Source organism: Enterobacter sp. ODB01 (assembly GCF_001623605.1).
Lineage (GTDB): Bacteria > Pseudomonadota > Gammaproteobacteria > Enterobacterales > Enterobacteriaceae > Enterobacter > Enterobacter kobei.
This window is the reverse complement of the sequence record NZ_CP015227.1, coordinates 4,064,659-4,086,414: the sequence shown is the minus strand read 5'-3', so window position 1 is coordinate 4,086,414 and position 21,756 is coordinate 4,064,659. Positions and strand designations below refer to the sequence as shown.

The following is a 21,756-nucleotide window of genomic DNA, read 5'->3' as shown; positions in this document are numbered from 1 at the left end:
GTGGCGATTGTTTGATCAATGTAACAGTTTTGTTGTACACGAATCGAGCCAGCAGATTGTGCTGAAAAAAAATGCAAAGGGTGGAAAATCGGTTAAGTCGGTACCAGGCTTAGTCTGCCCATAAAAAATGGGACGGGATAAACACACACCGACACGATGTCGGATTTACGGGAGTATCACATGACTGATATTGCGCAGTTGCTTGGCAAAGACGCCGACAGCCTTTTACAGCATCGTTGTATGACCATTCCAGCCGACCAGCTTTACCTGCCTGGTCATGACTATGTTGACCGGGTGATGGTGGATAACAACCGTCCGCCAGCGGTTCTGCGAAATATGCAAACGCTCTATAACACCGGACGACTGGGTGGCACCGGCTATCTCTCTATTCTGCCGGTAGACCAGGGCGTTGAACACTCGGCGGGTGCCTCCTTTGCCGCGAATCCGCTCTATTTCGATCCGAAGAACATCGTTGAACTGGCGATAGAAGCGGGCTGTAACTGTGTGGCGTCCACCTACGGCGTGCTGGCCTCCGTCTCGCGTCGCTATGCCCACCGCATTCCGTTCCTCGTGAAGTTGAACCACAACGAAACCCTCAGCTACCCAACCGAATATGACCAGACCCTCTACGCCAGCGTCGAGCAGGCGTTCAATATGGGGGCGGTGGCCGTTGGCGCGACGATTTACTTTGGCTCTGAACAGTCCCGCCGTCAGATTGAAGAGATCTCTGCGGCGTTTGAGCGTGCGCACGAGCTGGGTATGGTCACCGTGCTGTGGGCGTACCTGCGTAACTCAGCGTTCAAAAAAGACGGGGTAGATTACCACGTCTCCGCTGACCTGACCGGGCAGGCGAACCATCTGGCCGCGACCATCGGCGCGGATATTGTGAAGCAGAAAATGGCCGAGAATAACGGTGGCTATAAAGCGGTCAACTTCGGCTATACCGACGATCGCGTCTACAGCAAGCTGACCAGCGAAAACCCGATCGACCTGGTGCGCTACCAGCTGGCGAACTGCTATATGGGCCGCGCGGGGCTGATCAACTCCGGCGGGGCTGCAGGGGGCGACACTGACCTGTCAGATGCGGTGCGTACAGCTGTTATCAACAAACGCGCGGGCGGCATGGGGCTGATCCTGGGCCGTAAGGCGTTTAAGAAATCAATGGCCGACGGCGTGAAGCTGATCAATGCGGTTCAGGACGTCTATCTGGACAGCAAAGTAACGATTGCCTGACCTGAGGACGAAACGTAGGCCGGGTAAGGCGTAGCCGCCACCCGGCAATACAATCAGCGCAAAAGCACACAGTCCGGCGGCAATCTGCACTGCAGCGCGCCGGGCAACACCTCAATACGGAACTGCGTCCCGCTCAGCGGTTCCCCGTCAAGGTTAAAGGTCATCCCGTGCGGGGCATTTACCTCAAACCATGCCGATTTCCCGGCAATAATATTCGGGCTCTCTTCGGGCTGCGTCAGCGTTGTAAACAGCGCGGGCAGCAGGCCGTCACCTGTGAAAATACGTAGCTGGAGCTGACCGTCATTGATCAGCGCCTCCGGGCAGAGCTGCTGTCCGCCGCCTGCCTGACGGCCATTGCCAATCCCAATCACCAGCGCATCTCCCTGCCAGTGAAAATCCTCGCCATGAATTTCGCAGCGGTCTGGCTTAAGGGTATCCATGCGCATCAGACCGTGGATCAGATAAGACACGCCGCCCAGCGCCGCCTTCAGCTTTTCCGGCGTTTCGCTGGTGATGCGCGTGCCAAATCCGCCCGTCGCCATATTAATAAAGCAGGTTTTGTCATTCACCTGGGCAATATCTACCGCGGTGGCTTTGCCAAGGATGGCCAGCTGGAGTGCTTTCTCTAAATCTTCCGGGATCCCGGCGCTGGTGGCGAAATCATTGGCGGTGCCGAGCGGTAAGATGCCCATCACCGGGCGGTCAGCCGGGGGAAGGTCGATAAGCGCAGAGGCGATCTCATTGATGGTGCCGTCGCCGCCGCCGGAAATAATAGTGCTGACGCCTAACGTTAAGCCTTCATGGATATAGCGTGCCGCGTCGCCCTTTTCCCAGGTTACCCGCACGTGGATACGTGCGCCATCGTCACGCAACTCCTGAATTGCCTGACGCAACAGATCGTTGCCTGCACTTTTGCCATTGAGAATCAATAAACTGTCTGGATAGGTTGCCATCCGCGCTGCTCCCTTTTTTAGCGTTAGTAAGAGTGTATAGCAGAGCGGAAAAAAGCGGGTAAGAACAGGATGAAAGGCAAAAAATAAGCCCGCGTAAGGGAGATTACGCAGGCTAAGGAGGTGGTTCCTGGTACAGCTAGCATTTATGGGTTATGTTTTTCAGCGGGGGGATAATACCCGTATTGAACGAAGCGGTATGTGATCCGATTCTAAGAATTATCCCACCGTGAAAAAATTCCCCTGATTAACTATTTACCGTGTGGGTTTCGGGTGCTTTCACCGTTGAAATTACGCATCAGCAGCGCGAATTTCAGCTCCACCTCTTCCGGAACCGGCAGCCAGACGGTATGACCGTCACCCGGGGCAACCTCAATCGCTTCGCCTTTACCGTTTTCCAGATGCTCCAGCGTGAAGTTCATATTGCCCTGCGGGGTCATCAGCTCCAGGCTGTCGCCTTTGGTGAACTTATTTTTCACCGCCACGGCCGCCAGTGCGCCCTTACGCTCGCCGGTGAAGTCACCGACAAACTGCTGGCGCTCGGAAACGGAGTAGCCGTGCTCATAGTTCTGGTAGTCATCGTGAGTGTGACGACGCAGGAAGCCTTCGGTATAGCCGCGGTGCGCCAGACCCTCCAGGGTTTCCAGCAGGCTGGTATCGAACGGTTTACCGGCTGCCGCATCGTCGATGGCCTTGCGGTAGACCTGCGCGGTACGCGCGCAGTAGTAGTAGGATTTGGTGCGGCCTTCGATCTTCAGGGAGTGCACACCCATCTGGGTCAGGCGCTCAACGTGGGCGATAGCACGCAGATCTTTCGAGTTCATAATGTAGGTGCCGTGTTCGTCTTCAAAGGCGGTCATGTACTCGCCCGGACGTTTGGCTTCTTCAATCATAAACACGCTGTCGGTTGGTGCGCCGATGCCCAGCGTCGGCTCAACGTTGGTCACCGGGATCGGCTCATGTTTGTGGACAATGTTGCCGATGTCGTCCTCTTTGCCTTCCTGGACGTTGTATTCCCAGCGGCAGGCGTTGGTGCAGGTACCCTGGTTCGGGTCGCGCTTGTTGATATAGCCGGAAAGCAGGCAGCGGCCGGAGTAGGCCATGCACAGCGCGCCGTGAACGAAGATTTCGATCTCCATATCCGGCACCTGAGTGCGGATCTCTTCGATCTCTTCAAGGGACAATTCGCGAGACAGGATAACGCGGGTCAGCCCCATCTGCTTCCAGAACTTCACCGTCGCCCAGTTGACGGCGTTAGCCTGTACCGAGAGGTGAATATCCATCTCCGGGAAGTTCTCCCGAACCAGCATGATTAAACCCGGGTCCGACATGATCAGCGCGTCCGGCCCCATATCCACCACCGGCTTCAGGTCACGGATGAACGTCTTCAGCTTGGCGTTGTGCGGCGCGATGTTGACCACCACGTAGAATTTTTTGCCAAGGGCATGCGCTTCGTTGATGCCGAGCTGCAGGTTCTCGTGGTTGAATTCGTTGTTACGCACGCGCAGCGAGTAGCGAGGCTGGCCCGCGTAAACGGCGTCGGCACCATAGGCGAAAGCGTAACGCATATTTTGCAGCGTTCCCGCCGGGGAAAGGAGTTCCGGTTTAAACATGTTTGTTCTCGTTCTGATGACAGGTCAGATCCGCATGCACCAGGTGCAGCGGTAAGGGGAGATCCCCCACTTTAAGGGCGGGCATTGTAGCGCTGAGGGTCAGGGAGGTAAAGTGATTGTGCCGGGTGGCGGCTTCGCCTTACCCGGCTTACGTTGACCCGCGGCTGACTAGGCTATCCTGCACGCATCCGCTTCCCAGCGGTACCCCACGCCGTACACCGCGCGGATAAACGACTGCTCGGCGTCCAGCGCCTCCAGCTTGCGGCGCAGGTTTTTGATGTGGCTGTCGATGGTGCGGTCAGTCACCACGCGGTAATCATCGTACAGATGGTTCAGCAGCTGTTCTCGGGAAAATACCTTCCCGGGCTCATGAGAGAGGGTTTTCAGCAGGCGGAATTCGGCAGGCGTCAGGTCCAGCAGCTTACTGCGCCAGCTTGCCTGGAAACGGCTTTCGTCGACAATCAGCGGGCTTTGTGCATCCAGCACCTGTAGTTCGCGCTGCGGTTTGCAGCGGCGCAGAATGGTTTTCACCCGGGCGACCACTTCACGCGGGCTGTAGGGTTTACAGATGTAATCGTCCGCGCCGATTTCGAGGCCCAGCAGGCGGTCAATCTCTTCAATTTTGGCGGTGACCATGACGATCGGCACGTCGGAGAAGCGACGAATTTCCCGGCACAGGGTCAGGCCATCGGTACCGGGTAGCATCAGGTCCAGCAGGATCAGGTCCGGCGGCGTCTGGCGCACGTACGCCAATACCTGGTCGCCGTGGCTTATCAGTGACGGGGCATAGCTGGCCGCGCGTAAATAGTCGATCAGCAGTTGCCCCAGCTTGGGTTCGTCTTCGACAATCAAAATACGTGGCGTGTTTTCGTCAATCGGTAACTCGGTCATGCTTCTCTCGATAAATCCCGTTCCAGAGGTAACTCTACTGTAATGCTAACCCCGCCAAAAGGCGAATGGGCGGCGCGGATCGTTCCATTATGCGCCTCGACGATGTTAACGCAAATCGCCAGCCCCAGGCCGGATCCGCCGCTGGCGCGGTTGCGGGAGCCTTCGGTCCGGTAAAAACGTTCGAACAGCTTGTCCAGCTGCGCATCCTGCACCCCTGGAGCGGAATCGGCGAAGGTGAGGGCAAAGCGCCCGTTTTCCTGTCTGCCGGAGATATGCAGCCCGGCGCCGCTGTCGGTATAGCGCAGGCTGTTTTCCAGCAGATTATTGAAGAGCTGCATCAGACGGTCTTTGTCGCCAAACACCACCGCGCTGTCCGGCAGGGAGAGATCTATCTTCAGGTTGCGGCTGGCAAACCGTTCCCGGAAGGCGCCGCTGGCAACTTCAAGCACGTTAATCACATCAACCGGCGCCTTCTGGTAGGCCAGTGCACCTTCGTCGGACATAGAGAGCTGATGGAGGTCATCCACCAGCTTGGTGAGTGTGCCCACTTCCGCCTGCAAAGAGGCCACCGATTCAGGCGTAAACTGACGCACGCCGTCCTGAATGGCTTCCAGCTCGCCGCGCAGGACCGCCAGCGGCGTGCGCAGTTCGTGAGAAATATCGGCCATAAAGTCGCGTCGCATCTGCTGGTTTTTCTCCAGCGTGCTGGCGAGCTGGTTAAAGTCCTGCGCCAGCCGGCCGAGTTCGTCCTGGCTACGGGTATCGACGCGGGTGGTGAAATCCCCGGCGGCCAGCTTGTGCGTCCCTTCCACCAGCCGCTTTACCGGGGCGAGCAGACCGCGCGCCAGCGGGAAGGTGGCGAGCGCGGCGAGCAGGGTGGAGAGGGCGACAATCAGCCAACTGGTCCGGCGCTGCTGGCGGTCAAAGTTGATGTCGGTGTTGCGCGTCAGGCGCTCCACCGGGGAGGCGATAACCCAGCCGACGGTGGCGTTATTGACCTTAATCGCCCGCCGGGTACCGTCCGGCGGAATCGGTGCGCGCGGGCCAACCAGCGTGCGCATCTCCTGGTCAATGACCCAAAACTGGGTGCGCCAGCCGTGCGGCGGCATGCCCGGGCCGGGACGATCGTCCCCGGTATCGTGCTCCAGCGAGCGCAGGATCTGGAAAATAAATCGGTCATTGTTGCGCAGAAAACGCCAGTTGCCGTGCTGGGCGTACTGCTCGCCCAGCGCATCGCTTAAGCCCTGCAGACGCTGCTCGTTGCCGTGCTTAATGTAATCAATAAAACCGCGCTCAAAGCTGACCCGCACGGCCCAGTGCATGGTGATCAGCAGGACGATACAGGTGGCGAAGATCGCCACAAAGAGCTTGCCGGTAATTCCCGGTCGCCAGAATTTCATGAGCCACTCCTTTTGCCGCGCCTAATCACGACGTTCTTGCTGGTATCATCCGGCACTCTGGCGAAGATGAATGCGGGCAGGGCGATGATGACCGCCATGCTGAGATACGTATATAAAAAGATCTGATGCGCCACCGGCGTATCGACGCTGAGATGGTGCTGGCCGTACATGCCGAGCAGCAGTCCGGCGATCGTCACCCCCACGCTCATGGAGAGCTGCATGATCATCGACAGCAGGCTGTTGCCGCTGCTCGCCAGTTCGTCCGGCAGATCTTTCAGCGTCAGGGTATTCATCGACGAGAAACGCATGGAGTTGATGATCCCCTGGCAGAACAGGACCAGCGGCAGAACGTAGAACCAGCCCATTAACGCCACGGCCATGAACAGCAGGCTGACCAGCGCCAGCCCCAGCGTGGCGGCCACCAGCACGTGACGATAGCCAAAGCGGTTCACCACCTGCACTACGATGCGCTTCATGCCCATGCTGCCGAGCACCATCGGGATCATCATCAGGCCCGCGTGAAACGGTGAAAATCCCATCCCGATTTGCAGAAAAACGGGGGTCATGAACGGCAACATGCCGCTGCCAATACGTCCGGCAAAACTTCCCAGCAGTCCCAGACGGTAGGTCGGGTTTTTAAACAAATTCAGGCTGAACAAGGCCCGATCGTTTCCTCTGGCATGCCACAGGTACCACAGAATCGCGGTGATGCCGAGGGCGACCAGAACACCGAGCATGAGGGAAGAGATCCCCAGCCCCTTTTGTCCGTCGAGCGCCAGGGTGAGCGTGGCCATGCCCGCTGCCAGCAGAATGAAACCGAAGAAATCGAAGCGACGCGTCTGCATTGTGTAGTTCGGCATCAGCGCCAGGGTGGCAATCGCGCCGATGATGCCCACCGGCAGGTTGATTAAGAAAATCCAGTGCCACGAGGCGTATTCCACCAGCATCCCGCCCAGCGCCGGGCCCAGCAGCGGCCCCACCTGGCCGGGCAGGGTGACAAAGGTCATCGCCGCCATGTACTGCTCGCGCGGGACAATCTTCATCACCGTTAACCGCCCGACGGGCACCATCATCGCCCCGCCAACGCCCTGCAGCACGCGCGCCATGACCAGCTGGTCGAGGGTACTGGCCTGAGCGCAAAACAGCGAGCCGGTGGTGAACAGCACGATGGCGGTAAAGAAGATATTTCGCACGCCCACTTTGTCCGCCAGCCAGCCGCTGGCAGGCAGCATGACGGCAACCGTCAGCACGTAGGCGACAATCACCATATGCATATGCAGCGGGCTCTCCCCCAGGCTTTTCGCCATGGAGGGGAGGGCAGTATTGACGATGGTCGTGTCCAGCGACTGCATAAAGAAGCCGAAGGCGACTATCCATAACTGCCAGCGAACGTTAGCGGGGAGGTCGGTCATTTACTCGGTCACCGTGGATCTGTTTTTACGCGAAAAACGCAGCCGCAGGCGATCGAAGAACAGATAGACCACCGGCGTGGTGTACAGCGTCAGCAGCTGGCTCATCACCAGGCCGCCGACAATGGTGATCCCCAGCGGCTGGCGCAGTTCAGACCCGTCGCCGCCCGAGACAACCAGCGGCAACGCACCAAACAGTGCCGCCAGGGTGGTCATCATGATCGGACGAAAACGCAGCAGGCACGCCTGGAAGATCGCCTCTTCCGGGGAGAGATTGCCATTACGCTGGGCGTCCAGCGCGAAGTCGACCATCATAATCGCGTTTTTCTTCACAATACCGATCAATAGCATGATCCCGATGAGCGCGATAAGGCTGAATGGCGCACCAAACAGCTCAAGCGCCAGCAGTGCCCCCACGCCCGCGGAGGGTAGCGTCGAGAGAATAGTCAGCGGGTGAACGTAGCTCTCATACAGGATACCCAGCACAATGTAGACCGTGGCGATGGCGGCCAGAATCAAAATCACCTGCGAGTTCATCGTCTCCTGGAACACCTGCGCGGTGCCGGCAAAACTGCCGCGCACGGTGGACGGCACGCCGAGCTGCGTCATCGCACGGTTGATCGCATCGCTGGCTTCGGAAAGCGACGAACCGGCGGGGAGGTTGAAGGAGATGGTCGACGCCGCTGACAGCCCCTGGTGGTTTACCGACAGCGGCGCGTTGGCTGGCTGCCAGCTGGCAAAGTAGGAGAGCGGTATCGCCTTGCCGTCGTTGTTAATCACAAACATTTTGTCCAGGGCGCTGATGTCCTGTGTATAACGCGGATCCACCTCCATCACCACCTTGTACTGGTTCATCGGCTGGTAGATGGTCGAGATCTCGCGCTGGCCGAAGGCGTTGTTTAGCAGGCTGTTGGCGGCCTCAACGTTGATGCCCAGCCGCGACATGGTTTCGCGGTCGTAGGTCAGGGCCATCTCGGCGCCGTTGTCCTGCTGATCGGAGTTCACGTCCGCCAGCTCTGGAAGGGCGGCCAGCGCCTTGCGGATCTTCGGTTCCCACTCGCGCAGGGCGGCCAAATCATCCGAGAGCAGCGTGTACTGATAGCTGGCGTTAGCCTGACGCCCGCCGACGCGGATATCCTGAACGGCCATCAAAAACAGGTTGGCCCCCGGCTCTTTGGCGAGCTTGACCCGCAGGCGGTCGATCACCTGCTGGGCGGTTTCATTGCGCTCGCTGCGCGGTTTGAGGGTGATAAACATCATCCCGCTGTTGACGCGCGATCCGCCGGTAAAGCCGGTGACGTTATCCACGGCGTTGTCTTCACGAATGATCTTCATAAAGTCCTGCAGCTTGCCGCGCATCGCCTGGAACGAAATGCTCTGGTCCGCCTGAATGCCGCCCATCAGCACGCCGGTATCTTGCTCCGGGAAGAAGGTTTTCGGGATGGTGATATACATCCAGACGTTGAGCACAATGGTGCCGATGAGCACCAGGCCGACAAGCCGGGTATGGTTGAGCACCCACTTCAGCGATTTGCCATAGCCTTCCTGCATCGCCATCAGGAAACGGCCAAAGCCTTTGCGACGCGGCTGGGAGTGCGGCTTGCTGCGCTTGAGCATCCACCCGCACATCATCGGCGTGAGCGTCAGCGAAATCAGCAGCGAGATGCCGATGGCGACCGAAAGCGTGACGGCAAACTCCCGCAACAGCCGACCCGGCAGGCCGCCCATCAGCAGCAGCGGCAGGAACACCGCCACCAGGGACAGGCTCATGGAGAGCACCGTAAAGCCCACCTCGCGCGTCCCCTGCAGTGCGGCCTGAAGCGGCTTCACGCCCGCTTCCAGATGGCGGGAAATGTTCTCCAGCACCACGATAGCGTCATCCACCACAAAACCCGTCGCAATGGTCAGGGCCATCAGCGACAGGTTATTGAGGCTAAACCCGCACAGGTACATGGCGGCAAAGGTGCCAATAAGCGACACCGGCACGGCCACCGCCGGGATCAGCGTCGCCCGACCGGAGCGCAGGAACAGGAATACCACCAGGATCACCAGTGCGACGGAGATCACCAGCGTCTGCTCCACCTCCTCAAGCGAGGCGCGAATGGTCGGGGAACGATCCTGGGCAATTTGCAGATCGATCGCGGCCGGGATAGTCTCCTGCAGCTCCGGGAGGCGGGCGCGAATGCTGTTCACCGTCTCAATAATGTTCGCTTCCGGCAGCTTACGAATCATCAGCAGGATAGCCGGTTTGGCGTTGGTCATCCCGGCGTTGCGTACGTCCTGCACGGAGTCCGTCACGCTGGCGACATCGCTTAAGCGTACCGCCGCGCCGTTGTTGTAGTGAATAATCAACGGCTGATATTCAGCTGCAGTTTTCAGCTCGTCGTTGGTGTGGATCTGCCAGCGGTGGCTGCTGTCCTCAACCGCCCCTTGCGGTTTGCGCACGTTGGCGTTGCTGATGGCGGATCGCACATCGTCCAGCGACACGCCCTGATTGAACAGCGCCTGCGGGTTTAATCCCACGCGCACGGCGGGCAGGGAGCTCCCGCCGACGCTCACGTCACCGACGCCGTTAATCTGTGAGATCGTCTGCGCCAGTTGGGTGGACGCAAAGTCGTAAAGCTGCCCCTGAGAATAGGTATCGGAGGTCAGCGTCAGGATCATGATCGGCGCATCGGACGGGTTGGCCTTGCGGTAGGTCGGGCGGCTCGGCATCCCGCTCGGCAGCAGGCTTTGCGCGGCGTTGATGGCGGCCTGCACGTCGCGCGCTGCGCCGTTAATATCCCGGTCGAAGCTGAACTCCAGAATGATGCGCGTACTGCCGAGCGAACTGCTGGAGGTCATCTCGTTGACCCCGGCAATCCGCCCGAGCGAGCGCTCCAGCGGCGTGGCGACGGATGACGCCATGGTTTCCGGTGAGGCGCCCGGCAGCGAGGCGCTGACCATGATCACCGGGAAATCCACCTGCGGCAGGGGAGCCACCGGCAGTAGCCGGAAACCGAGCACGCCGCAGAGGGTGATGGCGAGCGAGATTAATATCGTCGCCACCGGGCGATAAATGAAGAGGGCGAAAAACTTCACTTACGCCTCCTCTTCACGTTTCGGGAAGCGGCTTTTCGTCCACAGCGCCAGACGGTCAAACAGCAGATAAATCACCGGTGTGGTGAACAGGGTCAATACCTGGCTCACCAGCAGACCGCCGACCATGCCTATTCCCAGCGGGCGGCGCAGCTCCGCGCCGACACCGGTGCTGAGCATCAGCGGCAGTGCGCCAAGCAGGGCCGCCAGCGTGGTCATCAGGATCGGACGAAAACGCAGCAGACAAGCCTGGAAGATGGCCTCACGCGGCGACATGCCCTGCTCACGTTCGGCGGCCAGCGCAAAGTCGATCATCATGATGGCGTTTTTCTTCACGATCCCAATTAACAGGATGATGCCGATAATGGCAATCACGTCCAGCTCGCTTCCCGCCAGCATTAATGCCAGCAGCGCCCCCACGCCTGCCGTCGGCAGGGTAGAGAGGATGGTGATCGGGTGGATAAAGCTTTCGTACAGCACGCCGAGCACGATGTACATTGCCACGACGGCGGCGACAATCAGCCAGATGGTGTTGCCCAGTGCGGCCTGGAACGCCAGCGTGCTGCCCTGGAACTGGGTCTGAATATCGGACGGGAAGCTGAGCGCTTTTTCAGCCGCCTGGATCGCCTCCACCGCTTCGCCGAGCGAATAATTGTCCGACACGTTGAAGGAAATCGTGGTGGACGGGAACTGATCCAGGTGGTTAATCGACAGCGGGGTATAGCGCTCTTCCACCGTGGCGATAGCGCTTAACGGCACAATCCCCCCGTCTTTGCTGGTCAGGCGCACCGAATCCAGCCCGGCCAGACCGGGAGTATTTTCCGTGTTGTGCTCCAGTACCACGCGGTATTGATTCGCCTGGGTGTAGATGGTGGAGATCAGTCGCTGCCCAAACGCGTTATACAGGGCGTTATCCACGTCCGCCATGGTAATGCCGAGACGGCTTGCCGTGTCGCGGTTGACGTTCACATAGGCGGCCAGCCCTTTGTCCTGCCAGTCGCTGCTTACATCGTTAAGTTGCGGCAGGGTTTTTAGCTTATTGACCAGCTGCGGCACCCAGGTGCTGAGGGCATCCAGCGTGGTGGCCTGCAGCGTAAACTGGTACTGCGTGCGGCTGACCTGGGTATCAATGGTCAAATCCTGTATCGGTTGCAGATAAAGCTCCACGCCCGGGACGCGAGCGACGGCGCTTTGCAGCCGTTCAATAACGGCATTGACGCGATCGTCACGCTCATCCAGCGGTTTGAGGTTGATCTGCAGACGGGCGCTGTTCAGCGACGGGTTGGTGCCGTCGACGCCAACGTAGGACGTCAGGCTCTCTACCGCCGGGTCTTTCATGACGATCTCAGACACCTGCTGCTGACGCTGCGCCATATTGGCGAAGGAGACCGACTGCGGTGCCTGCAGGGTTCCCTGAATAATGCCGTTGTCCTGAATCGGGAAGAAGCCTTTCGGGATAAAAATCCACAGCATCACGCTGAGCGCCAGCGTGCCAAGCGCCACGCCGAGCGTGGCCCATGGATGGTTCAGCACTTTGGCCAGCACGCGACCATACGCCGCAATGATCCGTTCGAACATCCGCTCGGAGGCGAGCGAGAAGCGGTTTTGCTTGCGCAGGGACGCGTGGCTCAGCATCCGGGCGCACATCATCGGCGTCAGGGTCAATGACACCACGGCGGAGATCAAAATGGCCACCGCCAGCGTGACGGCAAACTCGCGGAACAGTCGCCCGACGATATCGCCCATAAACAGCAGCGGGATCAGCACGGCAATCAGGGAGAAGGTCAGCGAGATAATGGTAAAGCCGATCTCACCCGCCCCTTTCAGCGCCGCCGCCAGCGGTTTTTCGCCTTTCTCGATATAGCGCGAGATGTTCTCGATAACCACGATGGCGTCGTCCACCACGAAGCCGGTGGCGATGGTGAGCGCCATTAGCGTCAGGTTGTTGATTGAAAAATCGAGGAACACCATCACCGCAAACGTGCCAACCAGCGAGAGCGGCACGGCGACGGCGGGAATAATGGTTGCCGGGACGTTGCGCAGGAACAGGTAGATAATCATCACGACCAGGGCAATCGCCAGCATCAGTTCGAACTGAGTATCGGTGACCGACGCGCGAATGTTCGTGGTGCGGTCGGAAAGCACCTTCACGCTGACCGACTTCGGCAGGCTTTCGATCAGCTGCGGCAGCATGGTGCGAATGCTGTCGGCGGTTTCGATGATGTTGGCGCCCGGCTGGCGCTGGACGTTCATTACGATCGCCTGCTGCTTGTTCGCCCATGCGCCAAGCCAGCTATTCTCCGCCCCTTGCTCCACCGTCGCCACATCGCCCAGACGCACCGGGGCGCCGTTCTGGTAAGCAATAATCAGCTGACGGTATTCATCCGCGGACTGCATCTGATCGTTGGCAGAGAGCGTGACGGCGCGGGTTGGGCCGTCCAGCGAGCCTTTTGCCGAATTAACGTTGGCGCTGCTGATGGCGGTGCGGATGGTTTCACTGGTCAGCCCCAGTGCGGCAATCGCCTGCGCATTAAGCTTAACGCGCACCGCCGGGCGCTGCCCGCCCGCCAGCGTGACGAGACCGACGCCTGAGACCTGAGAAATCTTTTGCGCCACGCGGGTCTCGACCATGTCTTCCACCTGCGTCATTGGCATGGCGGAGGAGGTGACGGCAAGCGTCATGATCGGCGGATCCGCCGGGTTTACTTTGCTGTAGACCGGCGGGTTAGGCAGGTCCGACGGCAGCAGGTTGGTGGCCGCATTGATGGCGGCCTGAACTTCCTGCTCGGCGACATCCAGCGACAGCGTCAGCTGGAACTGTAGCGTCACGACAGAGGCCCCGCCGGAGCTTTGGGAGGACATCTGCTTCAGGCCCGACATCTGCCCAAACTGGCGCTCCAGCGGGGCGGTAATGGCGGACGTCACCACGTCAGGGCTGGCGCCGGGATAAAGCGTCACCACCTGAATGGTGGGGTAATCCACTTCCGGCAGCGCCGAGACGGGCAGGAAGCGGTAGCCGATAATCCCGGCCAGCAGGATCGCCACCATCAGCAGCGTGGTGGCGACAGGACGGAGGATAAACAGGCGTGACGGCCCACCTGTAGCGACGGGAGGCATAACCTGCATCAGGAGGCCGCTCCCTGTTTCGCAGGTTCAACCACTTCCACTTTCGCCCCTTCGGTCAGACGGTCGATACCGTCGGTGACCACGCGGTCGCCAGCGGAAAGCCCGGCGCTGATTACCACCGTCTGACTGTCCTGAATCCCGGTTTTCACCAGATGCTTACTGACTTTGTTTTCACTGTTCAGTACCCAGACAAAGTTGCCTTCGTTACCCATCTGCAGCGCGGCGGTGGGGATCACCACCGCGTTCTCTTCGGTCGCGACCAGCATTCGCGCGTTGACGAACTGGTTCGGGAAGAGGGCATCGTCCTGGTTGTTAAAGCGGGCCTTCAGCTTAATGGTACCGGTCGTGGTGTCGATCTGGTTATCCAGGCTGAGCAGGCTACCTTCGCTGAGCTTCTGTTTATTGGTGCGGTCCCAGGCTTCCACCACCAGGCCTTTCCCGGCTTTTTGCGCCTGAATGACCGTCGCAATGTCGCTTTCCGGCAGGGTAAAGACTAAATCAATCGGGTGAGTCTGGGTGATCACCACGATGCCCGTGGTATCTCCGCTGGAGATTTGGTTGCCGATATCGACCTGCTTCAGACCAACCCGCCCGTCAATCGGTGCGGTGATGCGGCTCCAGTCGAGCTGCAACTGGGCACTGGCCACGGCGGCTTCGTCGGCTTTGATGGTGCCCTGCGTTTCGCCGACCAGCGACTGCTGTGTGTCCAGCTCCTGGCGGGAGACCAGATTGGTTTTTACCAGCTGCTGATAGCGCGCTAAATCACGCCGGGCGTTGGCAAGGGTGGCTTTGTCTTTCGCGAGCTGTCCCTGCGCCTGGGCGAGGGCCACCTTAAACTGGCTTGGGTCGATCTCCGCCAGTAAGTCACCGGCCTTAACCTGCTGACCTTCCTGGAAGTGGATCGCAATGAGCTGACCATCGACGCGGCTACGCACCGTGGCGGTGTTAGCGGCGGTAATGGTTCCGAGCCCCGTCAGATAACGCGGAACGGCTTTACTCACCGCCGTGGCTGCCTGAACCGGCGCCAGCGCACCGCCTCGCATACCGTGACGGCCGCCACCTGCCGGGCGCTGTGATGCGCTGTTGGCACCGGCGGGTGCGCCAGAGTTTGCGGATTGGCTGTGCCAGTACCAGGCGGCGGCAAGTGCCACCACAATGATGCCAGCGGCGATTGCCCAGCGGGATTTATTACGGCCTTTCATCGTTATACGTTCTCATCCTGAATACTTCGGGGAATGATACTAGTTTAGTCAGGCAACACAGCGGAAAAATGGAGGAAATATGGAAGACTGTCTGGAATTGTCTGAGTGTGGTGCTTTTTTTCGCCGGGTGGCGCTTCGCTTACCCGGCCTACGGTTCGAGGGTTTTGTAGGCCGGGTAAGGCGAAGCCGCCACCCGGCACAGCGGCACTAGCTAAACATCACCTGCGCCCAGCGCGCCAGCCCCGCGGTAACGGAGCCAAAGTCATCGCCACCGGCAACCGGAATACCCGGCAACTGTTCCGCCAGCGCTTTTTTGATCAGCGGTGAACGGGCGCTTCCCCCGGTCAGGTAGATGACGTCCGGCTTCTCCTTGCCGTTCTCCAGCGCGAGTTGCACCTGTTCCAGTATGCGCTGTAGCGGCTGCGCGAGCGCGGTCTCCAGCCCCTCCTGTGAAATCGCCGTGGCCAGATCGTCGCTGATAAATGGCAAGGACACCGCATGTTCAGCGCGGTTTGAAAGGGCAATTTTGCTCTCTTCGGCGGTGCGTACCACGCGGTAGCTCAGGCGCTGACGCCACACTTTATACAGCAGGGCGACTTTATCGGCGTCCTGCGCGTCACGCATCAGGTCATTCAGGAAGCGGCCGTTGGCGGTACTGTAAAAATCACTCTGCGCCGGGACGTCGTTGATGGCAATCGCGTTCCACCACGGCAGGATCGGCAGGGCGATGCCTTTTTCCGTTTGCCCGCCCATGCCGAGCAGCGGCATCAGGCTCTTAAATGCCAGGGCGATATCCAGATCGTTACCGCCCACGCGGCAGCCGCTGTGCCCCAGCAGGCTATTTTCACGGTCGCGGCGGTGATGCCACTGCGGCCCCATCAGCAGCAGCGAGCAGTCCGTTGTACCCCCGCCGATATCCACGACCAGCACCCGTTTTTCTTCCGTCAACGTGGCCTCAAAGTCCAGCCCCGCCGCAACTGGCTCATACTGGAACACCACGTCGCGAAAGCCTGCCCGGTGCGCCGCGCGCTCAAGGATCCCCTGCGCCTGCTGGTTAGCCTCATCGCCGCCCAGCCCCTGGAAGTTGATCGGGCGGCCAATCACGGCCTGGGTAATCGTCTCGGGGACCTGCGTCTGCGCCTGATGACGGATATGCAGCATCATGGCGCATACCAGGTCTTCAAACACCGCCACCTGCTGCGGCTTGAGGCCGCTGGCCCCGAGGAAAGATTTTGGCGATTTAACAAAGTAGACCTCTTCCGGGTCTTCAATGTAATGCCCGAGTGAAGAGAGGCCGAACTGCACGCTGGAAGGCGTAACGTCGATATCTTCCTCGCGGTTAAAGCTCACTGCCCGGCGCAGCAGCGCCTGAGTTTCTGCCGCAGTCGCCGGAACCTGATGGTGGCGGAACAGCCACTCGCTCACCGCTTCACGCGTCGGCGCGCAGAGCATTGACGGCAGCAGCGTGCTCTCTTTTTCCATTTTCAGGAGCTGTGGTTGCCCGTTTTGCATAATTGCAACCGAGCAGTTTGCCGTACCGTAGTCGAATCCGATAAACACAATAAATCCCCATGCCAGTGAGAAGGGGCGAGACTTTAGCGGAATGCCTGTCCGGCGACAACAGGAATATGAAAGCAAGACGTAACACGCTTTTTCAGTTTATCCTGAGGGGAACAAAAAAGGAGCGACAATGCATACCCTGACCTGGCACCCCCCTTACGACTGGCAATGGATGTTTGGCTTTCTTGGCGCCCGTGCGGTGGCGGGGGTTGAGACGGTCACGGAAAGCTATTACGAGCGCAGTTTTGCCTGTGAAGGGCATCAGGGGATCTTCCGCGTTACGCCGGACACGCAAACCCATACGCTACAGGTCACGCTCAGCCCGGGGTTAACGCCGGTGGCCGGACTTTGCCTTGAGCGTATCGGGCGTCTGTTCGATCTTGCCTGCGATCCGCAGGACGTCCACCGGACTTTGGGCGATCTCGGCGCCGCGCGGCCAGGCCTGCGTTTGCCCGGGGCGATGGATGCCTACGAACAGGGCGTGCGGGCCATTCTGGGTCAACTGGTCAGCGTGGCGATGGCGGCTAAACTGGCTTCACGCGTTGTCGCCCTGTGCGGTGAGCCGGTCAAGGATGCGCCGGGCTATGTCTGCTTTCCCTCCCCACAAGCCCTGGCGGCTGCCGACCCGCTGGCGCTCAAAGCGCTCGGGATGCCGGTCAAACGCGCGGAATCGCTGATTCATCTGGCACAGTCGGTCGTCGACGGGACGTTTCCGCTCACGCCGCCTGAGGACGTTGAGGCAGGCATGAAGGCGTTACAACAACGGCCGGGTATTGGCCGCTGGACGGCAAATTACCTCGCCCTTCGCGGCTGGCAGGCGAAAGATGTGTTTCTTCCTGATGATTATCTGATTAAGCAACGTTTCGCCGGGATGACGCCTGCGCAAATTCGTCGCTATGCCGAGCGCTGGCAGCCGTGGCGTTCCTACGCGCTGCTGCACATCTGGTATACCGACGGCTGGGCGCCGTCAGTTGATGGCGAAATAACTGGTGTTGAGCAGTAGATCCAGCGGCTGCGGCTCGGCGATGGTGTCACCATAGATAAAATCAATGCCAATGCCGGAAAGCGTATCCATCATGATGGGCTGGTTGCAGGGGCCTGCGATGGTTCTCATCCCCAGACGCTGGGCATGGCCCTGAACGATGGTCACCATCATCTCATCCATCAGGTTGCCATAGACGTTGCTCACGACTTCGGCATCCAGCATCAGGTAATCGGCCATGTTCGGACTCAGGTGGGTGAAAATGTCCATGTCGCGGCCTATCTGGCTGAGGATCACGCGGCAGCCCGCCTGGCGAAGCTTTTGTAAACCCCGCTGCAGATTCTCATCCGAATCACACACCACGCCGGCAGGGATCACCAGATGCAGCAGACGGCCCGGCATTGGGCTTTTATCAAGAAGATCGAGAAGTTCGTCGACCAGCGTCACGCTGGCTAAACCGGCTGCCGAAAGCGGCAATGCGATCCCCATGCCTTTACTGGCGATCCTGGCGGCAGATGTCCGGAAGAAGTCGCTAAAGATGCGTCTGTCGAGGGCGTGCAGCAGTTCCGGCTCTGCCAGGCCAGAACGGAAGGCGTGTTCCTCCAGGACTTCGCCCTGGCTGGTCCACAGGCGCAGCGAAATCAGCCAGAAATTACAGCTCTCCGGTATGCGAGGGGAGGCGACGCTACGGGCTATCATCATCAGGTGATTGTCTTTGATCATGTGCCATTGTTCGTCCAGCGACATCATGCTGCGCGTGCTGTGATCCCGCTCCTGCTGCGGTTCGTAAACCGTCACGATGCCGCGCCCGCTGTTTTTCGAGGCATAACAGGCAATATCTGCCTGTGACATCACTTCTGACGCCAGGTGGTTATGTTCATCGATCAGCGTGATCCCTGCGCTGGCGCCAATTCGATGCAGGCGGCCTTCCCACATAAAGTGATAGTCGTTGATGCTATGGACCAGACGACCGGTGATATAGCGTGCGCTCTCAATATTGCAGTCCGGCAGCAACAGCCCAAACTCATCACCCCCCAGACGCGCCAGCACATCGCTGGAGCGCAGCATGGTTAACATCATGGAAGAGAGTTCCCGCAGCAGGGCATCGCCCGCCGCATGGCCTGCGGTATCATTGACGGCTTTGAAGCGGTCCAGATCGATAAAGACCAGCGCATGACGCTGCCGCGTCTCACGAACCGTTTGCAGGAGTCGTTTGAGGTGGTTTTCAAAGCTGACCCGGTTTGCCAGGTGGGTCAGGGCATCGTGCGACGCGCTGTAACTCAGCTGACGCAGCATTTTGCGCGACTCGGTGACATCCTGAATAACGATAACCGAGCCGATACTTTGTCCATCCAGCGTGCTGAGTGGCGTAATGCTGTAATGGATGTCAAACGCTCCACCCGTGCGGCAGTTCAGCACCACGTCCTGGTCGATATCTGAGCGTGACATATCCCCGCTGTGGATGTTCTCCATCAGCGGCCCTCGCTCCCCAAACGTGATGTGTAATACCTTGAGAACCGGCTGGCCGATAGCCTCGGTTTGTAGCCAGCCGCTCATCTTCTCGGCAACCGGGTTCATAAAGGTGACGTTCATGTCGATATCGGTACAGAGCACGGCTTCGCCGATGGAGTCGAGCGTGATATGCAGACGCTCTTTTTCCTGGAACAGCGCCTCGTTAAGCTGCTTAACCTCGGTCATGTCCATGTTGATGCCAAGCAAACGCTCGACTTCACCCTCTTTATTCAACACCCGGTTTGCCAGGGAGCGAATATGGCGCACGCCTTCCTTCACGCGGATACGAAATTCCAGCTTAAACGGCAGACGTGAGATCAGTGAATCCCGCAGAACCTGTTCTGCATGGGCGCGGTCTTCCGGCAGCATCGTGTCGTGCCAGAGCTGCCAGGTGGGCTTGATGTGCGGCGGGATTTCATACAGTTCGAACATCCGCTTATCCCAGCTGATGATGTCAGGCTCCAGATCCCACTCCCAGATGCCGATGCCGCCCGCTTCGTTGGCCAGCGTAATGCGCTCCATCAGGCGTTTGTTGACCCACTCGGTCTGCTTCAGGTCGTTAATGTCTTCAATCTGGGCGATAAAATAGAGCGGCGAGCCGTCGGTATGGCGCACAACGGAGACGGCAAGCAGCGCCCAGACCACTTCACCGTTGCGCGTGTAATAGCGCTTTTCAAGGGTATAGGTGTTGATGTCGCCGTTGACCAGCTGCTCCAGCTGTTCGAGGTCGGTGTGCAAATCTTCCGGCCAGGTGAGCTGCTGGAAAGTGAGTGACTGTAGTTCGGACTGGCTGTAACCGAGGAAATTGCACAGCGCTTTGTTGGCCTGTAGCCACTGCCCCTCAATGCTGACTAACGCCATCCCGATGGCGGAATACTCCATCGCATTACGAAAACGCGCTTCGCTTTCAGTGATGTGTTTGCGTTCGGCACGGAAGGCATACATCACCATGGTCATCACGTTCGCCGGGAGAAGCAGCATCAGGAACGGCAGCCAGGGCGCGTTGATCATCGGCCCTTCGTGTTGGGTGGTCAGCGCCTCAGGGTTATGGGCAATCATCAGGGACACGACCATCACGGTGACCAGAAACACCAGGAACGCTTCCATTCGCGGTAAGCGCACGGCGCTCCACATAAGCAGGACGATCACGCAGGTAAATGGCCATGGAAGCCAGGTGATGGCTGCCCAACTCAGGGCCAACGTCACGGCCATTGTGAGCAGCGTTTCCAGCAGCAATCGCGGATCACGGTGGCGCAGCAGGTAGTGGGGTTTAAACAGTAATCCCAGCGGCACCAGTGCCAGCGCGCCAATGGATTCAGATAACACCCAGACAATGAAATCGCGCAGTGGCTCAGGACCGGGAACCAGAAAAATCACCAGAATACCGCCTACCAGCGGCGGCACCAGCGCGCTGCCCATCGCCAGACGGATCCAGTCACTTAAATTTTGCAGCGGGTTATACCACGGGAGCAGTTTGCGCAGTAGTAATGCACCGACGACGGCCTCAATCACATTTATGGCGGTGTAGGTGAGGTTAATCGCCCCCCACGAGAACAACATCCACGAGGCCAGAATATTGCCGAACGAACAGGCCAGGGCAATGCCCGGCCACATTTTTCCCGCGTGGCGGTAAAACGCCACCATCATGATGGCGGTGGGGAACCAGAGCGGCGCCAGCAGGGTGCCGAAGCGGGTAAGCTCCAGCGAAAATAAGGTAAAGATAAAGGTGACCAGGCCCAGACAGACAAGTCGTAATAAAGGATGTGGGGTGGTAACCAAAACCCGCTGGTATTGTTTATTCATTACCGCTTTATCCAGAGACGCCGTGCCGTCAGGAGAGAAGTCCGTACGAGTGAATTTGATAATTTGGTTTATGCTAGTACAAACAATTTACAATTCATATGGCGACTGCTCATAATTTGACATCATAGACTTATTAAATAGTTACAGGTTAAAAAATCGCTGTGAAACGCTGAAAAAACGCGCATTAAAATTTCACTCAGGGAACAATTCGCAACTTTACAGGCTGTCTCGCATTACCTGCGCTTTCGACTGGTATCACGCCCGCGAAATCCCTATAATTGCCGCGTTTGACGCTCCGGCGTCGTCCTTCCTTAACATCCAGGTTAATCAGGTCGCTAAATTTATGACTGATAAGTCTCATCAGTGCGTCATTATAGGCATCGCCGGCGCATCGGCTTCAGGTAAAAGTCTAATTGCCAGTACGCTTTATCGCGAACTGCGTGAACAAGTAGGTGATGAGCACATCGGCGTCATTCCCGAAGACAGCTATTACAAAGATCAATCCCATCTGTCGATGGAAGAGCGCGTAAAAACCAACTATGACCACCCGAATGCAATGGATCACAGTTTACTGTTCCAGCATTTAGAAGCCCTAAAAAGCGGCCAGGCAATTGAGCTGCCCGTTTACAGTTACGTAGAACACACCCGCACCCAGGAGACGATCCGCATCGAGCCGAAAAAGGTGATTATCCTTGAAGGTATCCTGCTCCTGACCGATGCTCGCCTGCGTGAATCGATGAACTTTTCGATTTTCGTCGATACCCCGCTGGATATTTGCCTGATGCGCCGCATCAAGCGAGACGTTAACGAGCGCGGCCGTTCGATGGATTCCGTCATGGCGCAATACCAGAAAACGGTCCGTCCGATGTTCCTGCAGTTTATTGAGCCCTCCAAACAATACGCCGATATCATCGTGCCGCGCGGAGGCAAAAACCGCATTGCCATTGATATCTTAAAAGCGAAAATCAGCCAGTTTTTTGAATAAGCCGCGCGAATT

13 protein-coding genes are annotated in these 21,756 nt (G+C 58.6%); 3 read left to right on the top strand and 10 right to left on the bottom strand.

Going from position 1 to position 21,756, the window contains the following annotated elements:
- Window positions 1-180: 180 nt before the first annotated feature.
- Window positions 181-1,233, top strand: a complete 1,053-nt coding sequence (fbaB, locus tag A4308_RS19485; RefSeq protein WP_014170857.1) for a class I fructose-bisphosphate aldolase — start codon at window positions 181-183, stop codon at window positions 1,231-1,233.
- Window positions 1,234-1,286: 53 nt separating this feature from the next.
- Here the strand turns inward: fbaB and yegS are convergent, their stop codons facing one another.
- The 9 genes from yegS to yegD all read right to left on the bottom strand — a co-directional run bounded on the left by yegS (window position 1,287) and on the right by yegD (window position 16,462).
- The gene (gene yegS / locus A4308_RS19480) at window positions 1,287-2,186 is read right to left on the bottom strand and encodes a lipid kinase YegS (protein WP_014884523.1); all 900 of its coding nucleotides are present in this window, start codon (window positions 2,184-2,186) and stop codon (window positions 1,287-1,289) included.
- 248 nt (window positions 2,187-2,434) lie between these two features.
- A complete protein-coding gene (trhP, locus tag A4308_RS19475) occupies window positions 2,435-3,796 on the bottom strand; it encodes a prephenate-dependent tRNA uridine(34) hydroxylase TrhP (protein ID WP_008500866.1) in 1,362 nt (453 codons plus the stop codon).
- Between the two features lie 168 nt (window positions 3,797-3,964).
- On the bottom strand, window positions 3,965-4,687 hold the full coding sequence (gene baeR, locus A4308_RS19470; protein ID WP_014884522.1) for a two-component system response regulator BaeR: 723 nt from the start codon (window positions 4,685-4,687) through the stop codon (window positions 3,965-3,967).
- A complete protein-coding gene (baeS, locus tag A4308_RS19465) occupies window positions 4,684-6,087 on the bottom strand; it encodes a two-component system sensor histidine kinase BaeS (protein WP_045280997.1) in 1,404 nt (467 codons plus the stop codon). The genes baeR and baeS overlap by 4 nt, the downstream gene beginning before the upstream one ends.
- Window positions 6,084-7,499: an MFS transporter gene (locus A4308_RS19460; protein WP_014884520.1), complete on the bottom strand. Its 1,416-nt coding sequence runs from the start codon at window positions 7,497-7,499 to the stop codon at window positions 6,084-6,086. Before A4308_RS19460 ends, baeS begins: the two co-directional genes overlap by 4 nt.
- Entirely contained in the window at window positions 7,500-10,577 is a 3,078-nt protein-coding gene (gene mdtC, locus A4308_RS19455; RefSeq protein ID WP_032636049.1) for a multidrug efflux RND transporter permease subunit MdtC, read from the bottom strand.
- Window positions 10,578-13,700: an MdtB/MuxB family multidrug efflux RND transporter permease subunit gene (locus A4308_RS19450; protein WP_045135117.1), complete on the bottom strand. Its 3,123-nt coding sequence runs from the start codon at window positions 13,698-13,700 to the stop codon at window positions 10,578-10,580.
- A complete protein-coding gene (locus A4308_RS19445) occupies window positions 13,700-14,902 on the bottom strand; it encodes an MdtA/MuxA family multidrug efflux RND transporter periplasmic adaptor subunit (protein ID WP_045281000.1) in 1,203 nt (400 codons plus the stop codon). Before A4308_RS19445 ends, A4308_RS19450 begins: the two co-directional genes overlap by 1 nt.
- Window positions 14,903-15,109: 207 nt before the next feature.
- Window positions 15,110-16,462, bottom strand: a complete 1,353-nt coding sequence (gene yegD / locus A4308_RS19440) for a molecular chaperone (RefSeq protein ID WP_023330888.1) — start codon at window positions 16,460-16,462, stop codon at window positions 15,110-15,112.
- Between the two features lie 130 nt (window positions 16,463-16,592).
- Between yegD and alkA the strand changes: the two genes are divergently transcribed.
- The gene (gene alkA, locus A4308_RS19435; RefSeq protein WP_023330887.1) at window positions 16,593-17,465 is read left to right on the top strand and encodes a DNA-3-methyladenine glycosylase 2; all 873 of its coding nucleotides are present in this window, start codon (window positions 16,593-16,595) and stop codon (window positions 17,463-17,465) included.
- Here alkA and A4308_RS19430 read toward each other — a convergent pair.
- A complete protein-coding gene (locus A4308_RS19430; RefSeq protein WP_014884514.1) occupies window positions 17,430-20,759 on the bottom strand; it encodes a diguanylate cyclase in 3,330 nt (1,109 codons plus the stop codon). The genes alkA and A4308_RS19430 overlap by 36 nt on opposite strands.
- A 343-nt stretch (window positions 20,760-21,102) precedes the next feature.
- Between A4308_RS19430 and udk the strand changes: the two genes are divergently transcribed.
- Window positions 21,103-21,744: a uridine kinase gene (udk, locus tag A4308_RS19425; protein ID WP_008500855.1), complete on the top strand. Its 642-nt coding sequence runs from the start codon at window positions 21,103-21,105 to the stop codon at window positions 21,742-21,744.
- Window positions 21,745-21,756 lie beyond the last annotated feature (12 nt).

Bases quoted from the DNA above. Each gene is read 5' to 3' on its own strand.
- fbaB (WP_014170857.1), top strand. From the start codon at position 181: ATGACTGATATTGCGCAGTTGCTTGGCAAAGACGCCGACAGCCTTTTA.
- yegS (WP_014884523.1), bottom strand. From the start codon at position 2,186: ATGGCAACCTATCCAGACAGTTTATTGATTCTCAATGGCAAAAGTGCA.
- trhP (WP_008500866.1), bottom strand. From the start codon at position 3,796: ATGTTTAAACCGGAACTCCTTTCCCCGGCGGGAACGCTGCAAAATATG.
- baeR (WP_014884522.1), bottom strand. From the start codon at position 4,687: ATGACCGAGTTACCGATTGACGAAAACACGCCACGTATTTTGATTGTC.
- baeS (WP_045280997.1), bottom strand. From the start codon at position 6,087: ATGAAATTCTGGCGACCGGGAATTACCGGCAAGCTCTTTGTGGCGATC.
- A4308_RS19460 (WP_014884520.1), bottom strand. From the start codon at position 7,499: ATGACCGACCTCCCCGCTAACGTTCGCTGGCAGTTATGGATAGTCGCC.
- A4308_RS19450 (WP_045135117.1), bottom strand. From the start codon at position 13,700: ATGCAGGTTATGCCTCCCGTCGCTACAGGTGGGCCGTCACGCCTGTTT.
- A4308_RS19445 (WP_045281000.1), bottom strand. From the start codon at position 14,902: ATGAAAGGCCGTAATAAATCCCGCTGGGCAATCGCCGCTGGCATCATT.
- alkA (WP_023330887.1), top strand. From the start codon at position 16,593: ATGCATACCCTGACCTGGCACCCCCCTTACGACTGGCAATGGATGTTT.
- A4308_RS19430 (WP_014884514.1), bottom strand. From the start codon at position 20,759: ATGAATAAACAATACCAGCGGGTTTTGGTTACCACCCCACATCCTTTA.
- udk (WP_008500855.1), top strand. From the start codon at position 21,103: ATGACTGATAAGTCTCATCAGTGCGTCATTATAGGCATCGCCGGCGCA.